Annotated in this window: 14 protein-coding genes; 7 read left to right on the plus strand and 7 right to left on the minus strand. The window is 45.6% G+C overall.

Annotated features, from left to right (window positions below; all coding sequences use genetic code 11):
• Nucleotides 1-13 precede the first annotated feature (13 nt).
• Entirely contained in the window at nucleotides 14-673 is a 660-nt protein-coding gene (locus ACLWNV_RS17745; RefSeq protein ID WP_413585785.1) for a ComF family protein, read from the minus strand.
• Between the two features lie 92 nt (nucleotides 674-765).
• Between ACLWNV_RS17745 and ACLWNV_RS17750 the strand changes: the two genes are divergently transcribed.
• A complete protein-coding gene (locus ACLWNV_RS17750; RefSeq protein WP_413585786.1) occupies nucleotides 766-1,542 on the plus strand; it encodes a protein-glutamine glutaminase family protein in 777 nt (258 codons plus the stop codon).
• Between the two features lie 62 nt (nucleotides 1,543-1,604).
• Here the strand turns inward: ACLWNV_RS17750 and ACLWNV_RS17755 are convergent, their stop codons facing one another.
• The 6 genes from ACLWNV_RS17755 to ACLWNV_RS17780 all read right to left on the minus strand — a co-directional run bounded on the left by ACLWNV_RS17755 (nucleotide 1,605) and on the right by ACLWNV_RS17780 (nucleotide 6,977).
• Nucleotides 1,605-2,075: a 23S rRNA (pseudouridine(1915)-N(3))-methyltransferase RlmH gene (locus ACLWNV_RS17755; RefSeq protein WP_413585787.1), complete on the minus strand. Its 471-nt coding sequence runs from the start codon at nucleotides 2,073-2,075 to the stop codon at nucleotides 1,605-1,607.
• Nucleotides 2,075-3,100 carry a nicotinate (nicotinamide) nucleotide adenylyltransferase gene (nadD, locus tag ACLWNV_RS17760; RefSeq protein WP_413585788.1) on the minus strand — a complete coding sequence of 342 codons (1,026 nt, stop codon included), beginning with the start codon at nucleotides 3,098-3,100 and terminating at the stop codon, nucleotides 2,075-2,077. The genes ACLWNV_RS17755 and nadD overlap by 1 nt, the downstream gene beginning before the upstream one ends.
• Nucleotides 3,100-4,128, minus strand: a complete 1,029-nt coding sequence (gene obgE, locus ACLWNV_RS17765; protein WP_413587652.1) for a GTPase ObgE — start codon at nucleotides 4,126-4,128, stop codon at nucleotides 3,100-3,102. The genes nadD and obgE overlap by 1 nt, the downstream gene beginning before the upstream one ends.
• A gap of 113 nt (nucleotides 4,129-4,241) precedes the next feature.
• Nucleotides 4,242-4,502 carry a 50S ribosomal protein L27 gene (gene rpmA, locus ACLWNV_RS17770; RefSeq protein WP_088615960.1) on the minus strand — a complete coding sequence of 87 codons (261 nt, stop codon included), beginning with the start codon at nucleotides 4,500-4,502 and terminating at the stop codon, nucleotides 4,242-4,244.
• Nucleotides 4,503-4,529: 27 nt separating this feature from the next.
• Nucleotides 4,530-5,090: a 50S ribosomal protein L21 gene (gene rplU, locus ACLWNV_RS17775; RefSeq protein ID WP_413585789.1), complete on the minus strand. Its 561-nt coding sequence runs from the start codon at nucleotides 5,088-5,090 to the stop codon at nucleotides 4,530-4,532.
• 366 nt (nucleotides 5,091-5,456) lie between these two features.
• Nucleotides 5,457-6,977, minus strand: coding sequence for an Rne/Rng family ribonuclease (locus tag ACLWNV_RS17780; protein WP_413585790.1), 1,521 nt, complete (start codon nucleotides 6,975-6,977; stop codon nucleotides 5,457-5,459).
• Between the two features lie 135 nt (nucleotides 6,978-7,112).
• On the opposite strand from ACLWNV_RS17780, the gene ACLWNV_RS17785 reads away from it, so the two are divergent.
• From ACLWNV_RS17785 to ACLWNV_RS17810, 6 genes are all read left to right on the plus strand, one after another.
• On the plus strand, nucleotides 7,113-8,201 hold the full coding sequence (locus ACLWNV_RS17785) for a type IV pilus twitching motility protein PilT (RefSeq protein ID WP_413585791.1): 1,089 nt from the start codon (nucleotides 7,113-7,115) through the stop codon (nucleotides 8,199-8,201).
• Between the two features lie 132 nt (nucleotides 8,202-8,333).
• Nucleotides 8,334-8,996 carry a deoxyribose-phosphate aldolase gene (gene deoC / locus ACLWNV_RS17790; RefSeq protein WP_413585792.1) on the plus strand — a complete coding sequence of 221 codons (663 nt, stop codon included), beginning with the start codon at nucleotides 8,334-8,336 and terminating at the stop codon, nucleotides 8,994-8,996.
• On the plus strand, nucleotides 8,996-10,315 hold the full coding sequence (locus tag ACLWNV_RS17795) for a thymidine phosphorylase (RefSeq protein WP_413585793.1): 1,320 nt from the start codon (nucleotides 8,996-8,998) through the stop codon (nucleotides 10,313-10,315). The genes deoC and ACLWNV_RS17795 overlap by 1 nt, the downstream gene beginning before the upstream one ends.
• 24 nt (nucleotides 10,316-10,339) lie before the next feature.
• Nucleotides 10,340-11,155 carry a purine-nucleoside phosphorylase gene (locus tag ACLWNV_RS17800; protein WP_413585794.1) on the plus strand — a complete coding sequence of 272 codons (816 nt, stop codon included), beginning with the start codon at nucleotides 10,340-10,342 and terminating at the stop codon, nucleotides 11,153-11,155.
• A gap of 141 nt (nucleotides 11,156-11,296) precedes the next feature.
• Nucleotides 11,297-12,121: a hypothetical protein gene (locus ACLWNV_RS17805; RefSeq protein WP_413585795.1), complete on the plus strand. Its 825-nt coding sequence runs from the start codon at nucleotides 11,297-11,299 to the stop codon at nucleotides 12,119-12,121.
• 257 nt (nucleotides 12,122-12,378) lie between these two features.
• Nucleotides 12,379-13,509 carry a S8 family peptidase gene (locus ACLWNV_RS17810; RefSeq protein ID WP_413585796.1) on the plus strand — a complete coding sequence of 377 codons (1,131 nt, stop codon included), beginning with the start codon at nucleotides 12,379-12,381 and terminating at the stop codon, nucleotides 13,507-13,509.
• Nucleotides 13,510-13,552: the final 43 nt, after the last annotated feature.

A 13,552-nucleotide genomic window follows, 5' to 3' on the forward strand; every position in this document is an offset into this window, starting at 1 on the left:
ATAGCAGATCGGGTCAATCTCCGCAAGCAAGCGTCCTTTGGGCCAGGGCCCAGGCTTCAAAATGAGGGGGCCTCCCAAGTGCTTCATAGGCGGCAAGCGCTGTAGAGCCTGTGGTAACAATATCATCCACGAAAACCCATAAAGCATCTGACCAAAATTCAGACACCATTGAAGAATTTTCATCGAGTGCAAACTCGACCTGAACCCGGTTCTCCCGGGTGGCTCCCCGCTGGTGCGCCCTGGTCTTCTTGGTCAGGCAGAGGCAAATTTCCGCTCCCGTGGCCTTTCCCAGGGCTTGCGCCCACTGGTAAGCATGATCACCCGTTCTCCCTGTCGAAGAGGGAGCTGGAATAAGAATTATTCTTCTAGTTGGCAGCGCTTTGTGGATTCTTCGTGAAACGAACCTATTCGCCCAATAGTTCCAGTCAAAGTTTGTTCGAAAACCTTTTAGCCCTGCCAATTGCGCAGACAATAGATCACTAGTTCCCGGGTTCCAGCGAAATAGCATGTAGGCTTCAAAGACTCCCAAGGTGCGCATTTCAAGGTCCGGCTTAATGTAGGTTTCAACTTTGTTTCTGCAGGATTCACACAACAATCCTTCCGACTTTAAGAAGGATCCGCAGTGCAGACAGGGAGTTGAAAACTTTCGAACCAATTCACTTATAAGCTTCATATAACCCTGCACAGCAACTTAAAAGCCAAGGCAGGCTTTCATTTGACATGATTTTAAGTCCGACCTAGAAATCAAAGTGGGTGGGGAATTTCATGAAACTGGTTTCGGTTTTCATATATCTGTTGTGGTCTTTAAGCGTGGTAGCACATGCGGGATTGTCATCCCAGCGCTTCCCAAACGAGTCGTTTCAAGATGCTAAAACAAGAAATCTTAGTATCGCGAGCATTCTTTCCGCTAGCGACCTTACGGCATCCAACGCCTCGCCAGAAAACCTTTCAGTGCCGTTGCGTGATCTGGAAATCTCGCAACTTCCCAACGCTGGTAACCTTAAGAACTTAAACACTCATTTTCAGTTCATTCGCGATTCATTCTTTATGCAAGATGGATCTCACCCACGCCGCCTGACTTGGCTTTATCCGGATGATGGTTGCTATGCCCGTGCCGAATTGGCCGCCGAAAAACTGGTTGAGTTAAAAAAATCCATTCCCAAAAAAGTCTATGCCTTTGGAAATTTGCGCGCCCGAACAGATAACTCCCCGAACGGTTGGGTCGAGTGGTGGTATCACGTAGCCGTGACTTACCAGGTGGATGGTGTCGCTTATGTACTTGATCCTGCCTTGAATCCTTACCAGCCAATGACACTGGTTCAGTGGGGTAAAGCAATCGGTGATACAGATGGTACAGTCAGATATTCAATCTGCTCGAAAGACACTTTTGATCCGGACGACGCCTGCAATAACCCAAATCCGGTAAATGAAGACTTCGCAGCCAACGAGCAACGCGACTTCTTCCCCTTCGAATGGGAACGCCTGATCGAACTAGGCCGCAACCCCGAAAAAGAACTCGGCAACCAACCCCCTTGGCGGTAACAGTTCCCTTTTTGGAACGCGCCGCACCCCCAAAAGTTACGGCGTACCTTTCCCAGCGGCTCTTACTGATTGTGATACGGAATTTTTTTGATGATCGTGAAGGCCCGGTAGATTTGCTCCAGGCTCATGGCTTGTGCCATTAGGTGATTCATCACCATCGGCGATAATGCGACTTTTAGATCCGCGCGCTTTCTGACATCTTCGTTAACACCGAAAGCTCCACCGATAATGAATATCGCGCGCTTCTTGGAGCTTCCCAGAATGTTTTCCACTTTTTTAGAGAATTGAATCGAATCCAGAACCGAGCCGCGTTCGTCGAACAGAACGACGTAATCATCGGAATTAATATTTTTAAGGATGAGCTCTGATTCTTCGTTACGTTTAAAGTCGGCATCTTCACGAGCCGACTTTTTCGCTTTTAGACTTTGAATGTCGAAAGGGATGAAAAAAGAAATCTTCTTTTTGTACAGCTCGCTAACGTCATCGGCCCAGGCCTCTTTGGCAGTCGCGAGATTGTACAAAATGAATTTCATTACTGTTGTTTCCCTACGTATGGATCTTTCAAACCAAGATCTTTAGCGTCTTTCCACAGGTTTTCAAGGCTGTATTCCTGACGAACGAAATCGTAGAATACGTGAACGATCAATGAACCGTAGTCCACCAACACCCAACGACCTTCATCCACGCCTTCAACAGATTGCGGATGAACGTTGAACTCTTCTTTAACCGCGATCACGATATTGTCTGCCATTGCCGTCGCATGACGAGTGGATGTACCGGAAGCGATCACCGCGAACTCACTTGGAGCCGTGATCTTTCTAAGATCAAATCCACGAACGTTAATACCTTTATTAGCGTAAAGAACATTAGCGCAGAATTCAGTGAATTTTTCGAAGTCACCAATGCGGTCACCAAGGTTGCGATAAAGTTTGTTCTCTTTGATGAATGTTTCAACAGAAAGAGGCAGATACTTTTCAACCGGCTTACCAGTACGAAGCCATTTACGAACTTCGCTGGAAGAAATTTCGATATCACGAAGAGTGATGAACTGGATGTTACGACCCGTCGTCAATTCGATGAAGTTGAAATCAAAGTCTGCTACCAATGGTTTTAGGTAGCCTGGCATTTCATCCATGGATTCTGGCATGTCATAACCGGGACGAGTTGTAACAACCAGATTGGTTTCAGCCAAAATTTTGGAATAGTCTTTCCACTGGCTAAGCTCTTCGAACTTGTCTGCGCCAACAATCAGGTACAAATCAGAAGCCTCGTATGTTTTACGAAGATTCATGATCGTATCAATAGTGTAGCTCATGCCACCGCGTTTTAGCTCCTGGTCATCAACGAAATACGTTTCACCGTATTGAGCAAACGCAAGCTTGGTAAGTTCCAGGCGTTGTTCCGCCGTTGGACCTTCCACTGGAGTTTTAAGAGGATTTTGTGCTGCAGGGATTACGTGGATTTTGTTCAAACCCATTTTCTTTGCCACTGTTTGAATGGCATTGATGTGACCCATATGAGGAGGATTAAAGCTTCCGCCGAAAATACCGATTTTCATTATTCTACATCCTTCAAAATCTGACGACCCAGCTCATTTACAAGATCATTGATGTTTTTGCCTGTGACCGCCGAAATGGCCATCGGCTCAGAGCCTGTCGCTTTTTTGAATTTCATTTTAAGTTTTTCAAGTTGATCAACGCTGAGAGTATCAATTTTGTTGAGCACGACAAATTGCGGACGAGTGGAAAGAGGGAAGAAACCCTCTTTGTCCTGATTGCTCTCATCATACATTTTAAGTTCATAATTAAGATCTTCGAAATCCTGAAGAGCTTCGCGACCGGACATACCCGAAGCATCCACCAAGTGGATGAATACGCGAGTACGTTCGACGTGCTTCAGGAATTGAATACCTAAGCCCACACCTTCGTGTGCGCCCTTTACCAAACCTGGAATATCAGCAACCACGAATGAAGTGTAGTCACCCGCTTTAACCACGCCCAAATTTGGCGTCAGAGTTGTAAACGGATAATCTGCGATTTTAGGTTTAGCTGCAGATATACGAGAAATTAACGTCGACTTCCCTGCATTTGGGAAACCGATGATACCAACGTCAGCGATCAGTTTAAGCTCAAGCTTAACTTCAAGCTCTTCGTTATCTTCGCCCGGTTGAGCGTGAGTTGGTGCTTGATTGATCGCAGTTTTGAAGAACTCGTTCCCCTTACCACCGCGACCACCAAATAGAAGAGTGTGCTCTTCAATTCCAGTCATATCGACGACAATCTCGCCATCCAGGTTTCTGATGATTGTTCCTTCAGGAACGATCAATACAAGATCTTCGCCATCAGCTCCATGCTTTTGACGACCGAAACCCATCTCGCCGTTTTGTGCGGAGTATTTCTTGTTTTGTCTGATATCTACCAGGGAATTGATATGACGGGATGTTTTGATGATAACGTCGCCACCCTTGCCGCCGTCTCCACCATCAGGTCCACCACGAGGAGCACCCGATTCTCTACGGAAACTAACGCAGCCTGGGCCACCACGGCCAGACGCCAATGTAATACTAACTTCATCAATGAATTTCATAAGAGCACCAATATTTTGAGCAGAGATATACAACAAAAAAGGAGCCAACGAAGGCTCCTTTTATGCATTTGTAAAATCTCTTGGTGCTTATCAAGAGCAGAATCTAGTGGGAACTAGACAGCTTTAGGATAAACACTAACTTTGAAGCGATCTTTTGCGAAACGCTCAAATTTAACAAGACCTTCGATTACAGAATAGATCGTGTGGTCACGACCAATTTTTACGTTGTTACCAACGTGGAATTTTGTACCACGTTGACGAACGATGATAGTTCCAGAAAGAACTTTCTCACCACCGAAACGTTTAACGCCTAAGCGTTTACTCTGTGAATCACGACCATTCTTTGTACTACCACCGGCCTTCTTACTTGCCATGACTAACCTCGCTTAAAAATCTTTTAATTACGCTTTTTTAGAAGTCTTTTTAGCTACTTTTTTCTTAGCGGTTGCTTTTTTAGCAGTCTTTTTAACAGCTTTTTTCGCAACTTTCTTTTTCGCTACAGCTTTTTTAGCAGCTTTTTTAACGACTTCTTCGCCTTTGTTTTTGTTAGATACACGTTCTTTGCGAGCAGCAACGCGAGCTTCAGCAGCTTCAGTACGTTTCGCAGCAACGTCTACTACATTTGGCGTAGCATCTGTTTTAGTTGTTTTACCATCAAGTGTGATTGATTTCACGAAAAGTTCTGTGAACTCTTGTTTGTGAGTCGCAAACTTTCTGTAACCTTGACGACGTTTCTTTTTGAAAACGATTTCTTTTCTAGTTTTAGCTTGCTTAGTAACAACTACAGTTACTTTTGCACCTTTAACAAGAGGTTGACCAACATGAGTGGACTCACCACCAACCATCAAGATTTCGTTGATATCAAACTCTGCACCTAGTTTTTGTTCAACTTTATCAACTTGAACAACGTCACCAGCTTGAACTTTATATTGCTTACCGCCCGTACGAATAATCGCGTACATTAGAACCTCCAGCTACCCGAATTAAGCCAGTGGTAAATGCCACCTCGCACTAGGCTTTGTCAACCTATTACATGCTATTTTTTTCAGCTTTCCAGGAAGAAGAAGAGATTAGCGGTGGTGGTGACTCTTGGCAATAAAAAAGACAGCTTTTTTAAGAAACGAGACGTTTATAAATTATTTACAGATAACAGACACTTAGGTTTCGCACAGTCGCCAAATGTTCAACTCTTTGCGCATCGCCAAATCAGAATTGAGAATCCTTCGTCACGCCGGCAATTAATTGCGGTGTGTTTGAAATTGGGCACAAATAATCCCCGCCGATGTTCTATCAGACGGGTTTTGTATTATTTGCATACCTGTGTGGAATTAGACGAAGAAGATCTCGTACTGCTCCAAGTGGTAGTTTGGTTCAATTTTGAAAGCCACTGAGCGACCCAGCTTCTTTTCAATATTTTCCAAGCTCTCCCCTTCGACCTCGTAAATCCAATCAACCACCTGGCTGTGGCAATGAATAACGACGTTGGTTTTCTTATTAGTCAGCATATCGGCATCGCGCTCAAGCTCGCGGAAGATTTCATTCGCAACCGTTGATTTGCGTTTGATATAGCCTTTTCCGTCGCAATAAGAACATGGTTCGCACAAAGTTTTGATCAAGCTTGGGCGAATGCGCTTACGGGTCATCTCGACCAATCCCAATTGAGACATGGAGACGATATTAGTACGGGCGCGGTCGCGCCCCAACTCTTCTGCCAAAGCTTCCATCACCTTTTCACGGTGGGATTCTTTTTCCATATCGATGAAGTCGATGATGATAATGCCGCCGCAGTTACGAATGCGCAGTTGGTGAGCCGTCTCGCGAACCGCTTCCAGATTGGTTTTCAGGATGGTTTCTTCCAAATCCTTTTTACCAACGAACTTACCCGTGTTCACGTCGATCACAACCAAAGCTTCCGCCTCGTCGATGACGATATAACCGCCGGACTTCAACCAGATCTTACGCTCCATAGAGCGGGAAATTTCGATGTCGATGTCGTATAAGTCGAACAACGGTTTCTTTTCTTCATAAAGAACGATGTTTTGTTTGTACTTGGGCATGAACTGAGAAACAAATTTCACAACCTTGCGGTGAATTTCAATATTGTCCACCCATACGCTTGTGACATTTTCACTCATCAAATCGCGTAGCGCACGCAACTCGACATCAAGCTCCGTGTGCAAAGCACCTGGAGTTTTCTTCTTTTCATAGTTTTTGAAAATCTCTTTGCTTAAACGATCCAGGTACTCGATGTCGGCTTTCAACATCTCCTCTGAGGCGCCGTCACCGGCAGTACGAACGATCACCCCCCCGGAAGGATTGATTTTTTGAACCAGCTGGCGAAGTCTTTCGCGTTCTGTTTCGTCTTCGATACGACGGGAAATTCCCAGGTGACGGACTGTCGGCAGAAACACAACGAAACGACCCGGCAATGATAAGTGAGTTGTGATTCTGGCTCCCTTGGTTCCCAATGGATCCTTGGCCACCTGAACCAGAATGCTTTGACCCTCTTTAAGAAGATCCTGAATCGGAGTTTTTACGGTGTGCTGATGAGGTTTGTCATCGTCACCATCCATTTCCAGAGGCTCTTCACGATCCACGCTGGAAAGGAAATTATCATCGACGTCTTCACGAATATCGCCGACGTAGAGGAATGCTGCTTTTTCCAGACCAATGTCCACAAAGGCCGCCTGCATACCAGGCAAAACACGAATTACAGTTCCACGATGTATGGACCCGACCAATGTCGGTGAAGTTTTTCTTTCGATTTTCAAATCTGACAGCACGCCGCTGTCTACGTAGGCTACTCGTGTCTCCTGAGGTCTTACATTGATGAGAATTTCTGCTGACACGGCGTCCTCCAGGTGAGTCTTAAAAGCAATCTCTCTTCAATAGTCCAGAAACAATCGTGAGAGCAATTAATATTTAAACATTAAAGCATAACTTACCGAAAAGATCACTGAATTAGACCATTTAGGGAGAATAGAATGGCTACGATTGATGAACTGTTTAAACTCATGGTTGAACAAGGAGCTTCGGACTTACACGTAACAAGTGGAGCCGCGCCTTATTTGCGTCTGCATGGGAATATGGTTCCATTGAACTATCGCGAGCTTTCAAATCAAGATGTTCAGGGACTTATCTTCGAAATTCTTTCTGAAAAGCAAAAGAAGGCCTTTGTTGAAAAATGGGAGCTGGATTTTGCCTATACACTTCCAGGTATCGGCCGTTTCCGTTGCAACGTATTCATGCAGCGTAAAGGCTTGGGCGCAGTTATGCGTATCATTCCTGAGAAAATCAAAACAGCTCAGGAGTTGGGCGTTCCACCTGCAGTTCTGGATATGATTGATTGTGATCGCGGTTTGATTCTGGTTACCGGCCCAACGGGTTCTGGTAAATCCACGACTCTGGCAGCAATGATCCATCAGATCAATCTGACTCGTGAAGCACATATTATCACGGTGGAAGACCCGATCGAGTTCGTTCATCCGAATATTAAATCCCTGGTAAATCAACGTGAAGTTGGTAGCCATACTAAATCATTCGCCAATGCCCTGAAAGCCGCTCTCCGTGAGGACCCGGATATCTTGCTGGTGGGTGAGTTGCGTGACTTGGAAACTATCGGTCTTGCCCTGACTGCGGCAGAAACCGGTCACATCGTGTTTGGTACTCTACATACCAACAGTGCGGCTAAAACTATTGACCGTATCATCGACGTTTTCCCTGCGGGGCAACAAGCGCAGATCAGAACAATGTTAGCCGAATCCCTGCGTGGAGTTGTGGCACAAACGCTGTTCTCTCGAGCCGACGGTCAAGGCCGTGTCGCTGCTTACGAAATTATGCGTAATACCAAGGCGATTTCAAATTTGATCCGTGAAGGTAAGATCCATCAGGTTGCCTCGGCAATGCAGACAGGATCAAGTCAGGGTATGATTTTGTTTGAAAAGTACATCGAGGATCTGGTTCGCAAAGGAAAGGTTTCTGCAGCAGACGCAAAAACTTTCCTGGGCACCTCCGGCAGCACCGATACAGCGATCAATGCTATCGGCGGCGCTACAAAAACCAAGGTTGGATAGAGTTCAGCCTAAGATATAGTTTCAGCAGAAGAGCCCTTGGGAAACCAAGGGCTCTTCTCATTTTACAAGTCGGCATTGCCCTTGGGTTTAAGGTAAGGTACCTTTTCTTTTTGAACCTAAATGGGGTGCCCCGTGCAATTAAACAAGTATATCGATCACACTCTTTTAAAACCCGAATCCCAGTCCGCACAAATTGAGAAACTTTGCCAGGAGGCGCGCGAGAATAACTTTTTCAGCGTTTGCGTAAACACTTCTTACGTAAAACAATGCGCAGAACTATTGCGTGGCTCCGAGGTTAAAGTTTGCTGTGTGGTGGGCTTCCCTTTAGGCGCCATGGATACAGTCAGCAAAGCATTTGAAACTGCGACAGCGGTAAAAAATGGTGCGCAAGAGATCGATATGGTTGTTCAGATCGGCGCATTGAAAGATCGTCGTTTGGATTACGTACGTGAAGACATCAAAGCTGTCGTTCAGGCGGCCGCTGGTTACAAAGTAAAAGTAATTATTGAAACATCGTTGATCAATGACGAAGAAAAAGTTCTGGCGTGCAAAGCGGCGCTTGAAGCTGGTGCTCACTTCGTTAAGACCAGTACTGGTTTCGCCGGCGGCGGCGCCACTGTCGAAGATGTTAAACTCATGAAGTCCGTTGTGGGCGATAAAATGGAAGTTAAAGCTTCCGGCGGCGTAAAGAACGCCGAGCAAGCATTCGCACTGATTCAGGCTGGGGCGACTCGCTTGGGTACAAGCTCTGGTGTCGCTTTGGTGCAAGGTCAACAATCTCAAGGAGGCTACTAATGTCTTTTCTACCTGCTGAAATTATTAAAAAGAAAAGAAATGGCGGCGAACTGACTGCTGACGAAATCGAAGAGTTCATTTTGGGATATGCTCGCGGCTCTATCCCCGACTATCAGATGTCAGCTCTTTTGATGGCGATCTTTTTTAAAGGCATGAACAAAGAGGAAACTCTTGGTCTTACAAAAGCCATGCTTCATTCCGGTGAAGTTGTGGACTTCTCTTCAGTAAAAGGCTTTAAAGTTGATAAGCACTCCACTGGCGGCGTGGGAGACAAGACCAGCTTGATTTTGGGGCCGATTGTTGCGGCTGCCGGCGCTCCTGTTCCGATGATTTCGGGTCGTGGCTTGGGTCACACGGGTGGAACTTTGGATAAGCTTGAAGCTATTCCTGGATTCAACACACAAAAGCCGCTTGATGAATTTATCGAACTGGTTCGTAAGAACAATATTTGCTTCATCGGACAAACCAAAGAAATCTGCCCTGCTGATAAAAAAATCTATGCCCTTCGTGACGTGACTGCGACTGTTGAAAGCCTGCCTCTGATCTGCGCATCCATCATGTCCAAGAAATTGGCCGAAGGCATCGACGGCTTGGTGCTTGATGTGAAGTATGGCTCTGGTGCTTTCATGAAAACTCCGGCCTTGGCAGAAGAGCTGGCTGTAAATCTTATGAACATCGCCAAAGGGTACGGCAAAAAGGTTACAGCATTGTTGACCAATATGGATCAACCGTTGGGTCGTTATGCTGGTAACTCTTTGGAAGTGGACGAGTGTGTTGCGATCATGAAGAATGAAAAGTTCATCGGTCCGCACGGTTATGATCTTTACGAAGACACGCGCGAACTAAGTTTGCGACTTTCTGCTCACATGCTTTTGCTTGCGGGTATCGGTAAAACGGAAGAAGAATCTTATCAAATCGCTTTGGAAACTTTGACTTCGGGTAAAGCTTTGAAAAAGTTTGAAGAGCTTTGCAAAATCCATGGTGGCGATCTTCGCAATGTTCCAAAACCAAAATTTAGTTTGAAAATCACTGCTGAAAAATCAGGATTTATTCAAGGCTTCCACACCGAGAGCATTGGTGTTGCCGGAATTTTAATCAAAGCTGGTCGCGCGCAAACGACTGATATTATTGCTCCCACGGCGGGAATTGAGTTCCACGCAAAAGTCGGTGATGAAGTGAAATCCGGAGACACATTGTTCACTCTGCACGGGGACGATATGGATTTGCTTAACTCCGCGATTCCAATGCTAAAATCCGCGATTAATATTTCCTTGCAAAAGGTGTCAAAGCCTAGTTTGATACTGAAAGTTTTGGGATAACCCCGAGGACAATGGGAGAACAACTTGGTACTCAATAAACTACAAGAATCTATCAGCTTCATCCGTTCAAAAACTTCGGCGAAACCGAAGGTCGGTGTCGTTTTAGGCTCTGGTTTGGGTGCCTTCGTTAAGGATGTGGAAATTGAAACAACAATTCCCTACAAAGACATCCCTCACTTCTCCCCGCCAACGGTTGAAGGTCACTCTGGAAATCTGATTTTCGGTAAAGTGAACGGTCAATCAATTGTGATTCTTCAGGGTCGCAATCACTTCTACGAAGGTCACAGCATGGAAAGTGTTGTGTTTCCGACCAGAACTTTGGCAATGCTTGGAATTGAAGCTTTGATTTTGACGAACTCTGCAGGCGGCTTTGGTGAAAGCATGCTTGCCGGTGACTTTATGATCATCGAAGACCACATCAATTTGATGGGCACGAATCCTTTGATGGGACCAAACATCAAGGAACTTGGACCTCGCTTCCCGGACATGACTGAAGCTTACGACAAACGCTTGATCACTATCATGGAGCAGGTTCTGCAAAAGCAGGGCACGCGCTACCACAAAGGTGTTTACTGCGGCGTGAGCGGTCCTACTTATGAAACTCCGGCTGAAGTTCGTTACTTGAAACTGATTGGCGGAAAAGCTGTCGGCATGAGTACTGTGCCTGAGACTATCGCTGCAAACCACCTGGGTCTTCGCGTGGCAGCTCTTAGCTGCATCACGAATTTGGCAGCGGGAATGTCTGCACAAAAGCTTTCCCACGATGAAGTCACTGAAACTGCGAAGCGCGTAGAACTTCAATTCACTTCTTTCCTTAAAGAATTCATCACGAACATCTAGACCACGGTCTGTTTATATAAACAGACCTATGTGTTGAATCTCGAACGTATGTGTTCCAAATCTCCCTCTTAGATAAACAATTTTCAGTCAATTTAACAAAAGCGCATCATGTTTATTCGTGCAGCTGCCGAACGTGTATACATGAAAAAGTTTATTTTATTCTTTACACTTTTGATTGTCGCTTCAAGCTCCCTAATTTCTTGCGGATCTCCGCCTGCGAAAGTCACAGAATCTGCATCAACGTCTGATGAAAATGGCGTCACAGATGATACTGCTCTATATCTTAATGTAAGCACACGGTGGGAAACCCAAGATGATACCGCAACCCCACAGCTTCACAAGACATGCAAAATAAACAGCCTTGCAGGCGATGGTTATACGGAACAATGCACCGCTACCATCCCTGAAGGCCAGCTTTACTACAGTGACGTTATATTTACAGTTGGAACAAAATTAGCAACGATGTGCCCCATAGTTTCCATGCACTTTTACTACTACATTAGATCAAACTCTGCCACTTATATGCCGCCGGGAGATACAACCACTGTGGACTGCAGCACTGAGGCTAAGAGAGACGCGGAAAAGAAATGCTGGGGTGGAGCAGCTCCACAGATTTTGGATACAGATTTTCCAAAGAATACAGGATTGTATCACTTAACTGGCGCCAGCCTTTTTAACTCCTACACTCTCGAATCCGCTAATTCAGTGAGATGGGACAATGACGGGATGGCAAGTAACCTGATGAGCACAAACAATATGGAGGATACTGACAGAGATACTCCGGCGACAAAATATTTTGTCGATACGACGGACTCTGTTTCAATCGCGAAAACAAGAATGAGAGATTACTGGGTGGCCTGCCGAGATTTATGGAATCACCCTCGCTACTATATTCGGCTTAAGTTGATCGAAGAAGACACCAAAAGCCAGGACGGTACATTGGATGAAGTGGAAGACTGGAAGTAAACATGTAAAGACCAAGGTCTAGCGGCTTTGGTCTTTTTGTTTATGGGCCAAAGGTTAAACTAGCCTCAAAATAAGACGATATTTTCCGATCAATTAACCTGTGCGAGGTAACATGAAGTCCTATAGATGGGACCTTAGGGCCCGCACAGGGAGTGAACATGGATGTTCAAAAAATACTCTCGGCGGTTGCTTGCGTCTTAGTATTTACAGCTTGTAGCAAAAAATCGTCGGATTCTGTTTTCTCAGACAGCACAGCTATGGATTCAGCTGCGTGTATGGGACAGGCAATTAAATCAAAATTCATCGTTCAATGGGAAGACGGCCGCTTTACGGTTGAGTCTGCAACTGATGCTGAATCATTCAAAAAAGAATTTATTGAACCGCAACTCGATAGCATTCGCCAGGTGGAGTTCGATCGTCGCATTCAGGTTGAGTCGACGAAAGTATCCTCCTCTTCTTCGGTGAGTGATACTTGGGGATTAAGCATGATTAAAGCGAACGCTGCTTACTCTCAGGGAATTTATGGTCAGGATGTTAAGGTTGCAGTTGTGGATGCCTATGTGGATGTCAGTCATCCGCAGCTTGCAAACCGAATTGCGATAAACACGGGCGAGATTCCCAACAATGGAATCGACGATGATGGCAATGGCGTTGTCGACGACTATTATGGCGCAAGCTTTGTATCGGTCCCCTCTTCGACAAATATTCCAAGTCCTCACGGTTCTCACGTGGCAGGTATCATCGCGGCCGATTCAAATTATGGACCGGTCAGTGGAGTTGCTCCCCGCGCGAAAATTATTCCCGCACAGTTTATCGCCAATGATGGCGGCGGATCTTTAGGTGATGCAATTTTAGCTTTGCAGTACGCAGCTAAGCGTGGTGCGAAGATTATCAACGCAAGCTGGGGTGGAGCTCCGTGCGTGGCTTCTTTAAGAAGTGCCTTTCAAGCGCTTGAGCGCCAGGGAATTCTGGTCATCGTCGCAGCAGGAAATGATGCGCGTGATATTGATGTCTATCCAGAATTTCCAGCATCGTTCAATTTATCCAATCAAATTACGGTTGCCGCTTCTGACATCACGGACTTTATGACTTCCTGGTCTAACAGTGGCTTCAAGTTGGTTCACGTTGCAGCACCAGGAGAACACATTCTAAGTACCGTTCCGGGCGCCACTTCAATGTACATGGATGGAACAAGTATGGCTGCTCCGTTTGTTTCGGGCACTGCGGCTTTACTGTGGAGTTCAAAACCAAACGCGACGGCACAGCAAATCAAAGCAGCAATAGAACAGTCAGTTGACGTTACTTCCGGACACGAGTTTAAAGTAAAAACTCGAGGACGAATCAATATTCAAAAGGCACTTCAAGTACTTGGACAGTTAGTGCCATAAATTCAACAAGATACCTCATGAACGCAGAGCAGAAAAACATGCT

This window comes from Bdellovibrio sp. HCB274 (assembly GCF_047306075.1).
Classification (GTDB): domain Bacteria; phylum Bdellovibrionota; class Bdellovibrionia; order Bdellovibrionales; family Bdellovibrionaceae; genus Bdellovibrio.

What these genes read in the sequence shown, in the direction of transcription:
- ACLWNV_RS17745 (WP_413585785.1), bottom strand. Translation starts at nt 673, where the DNA reads ATGAAGCTTATAAGTGAATTGGTTCGAAAGTTTTCAACTCCCTGTCTG.
- ACLWNV_RS17750 (WP_413585786.1), top strand. Translation starts at nt 766, where the DNA reads ATGAAACTGGTTTCGGTTTTCATATATCTGTTGTGGTCTTTAAGCGTG.
- ACLWNV_RS17755 (WP_413585787.1), bottom strand. Translation starts at nt 2,075, where the DNA reads ATGAAATTCATTTTGTACAATCTCGCGACTGCCAAAGAGGCCTGGGCC.
- nadD (WP_413585788.1), bottom strand. Translation starts at nt 3,100, where the DNA reads ATGAAAATCGGTATTTTCGGCGGAAGCTTTAATCCTCCTCATATGGGT.
- obgE (WP_413587652.1), bottom strand. Translation starts at nt 4,128, where the DNA reads ATGAAATTCATTGATGAAGTTAGTATTACATTGGCGTCTGGCCGTGGT.
- rpmA (WP_088615960.1), bottom strand. Translation starts at nt 4,502, where the DNA reads ATGGCAAGTAAGAAGGCCGGTGGTAGTACAAAGAATGGTCGTGATTCA.
- rplU (WP_413585789.1), bottom strand. Translation starts at nt 5,090, where the DNA reads ATGTACGCGATTATTCGTACGGGCGGTAAGCAATATAAAGTTCAAGCT.
- ACLWNV_RS17785 (WP_413585791.1), top strand. Translation starts at nt 7,113, where the DNA reads ATGGCTACGATTGATGAACTGTTTAAACTCATGGTTGAACAAGGAGCT.
- ACLWNV_RS17795 (WP_413585793.1), top strand. Translation starts at nt 8,996, where the DNA reads ATGTCTTTTCTACCTGCTGAAATTATTAAAAAGAAAAGAAATGGCGGC.
- ACLWNV_RS17805 (WP_413585795.1), top strand. Translation starts at nt 11,297, where the DNA reads ATGAAAAAGTTTATTTTATTCTTTACACTTTTGATTGTCGCTTCAAGC.
- ACLWNV_RS17810 (WP_413585796.1), top strand. Translation starts at nt 12,379, where the DNA reads ATGGATTCAGCTGCGTGTATGGGACAGGCAATTAAATCAAAATTCATC.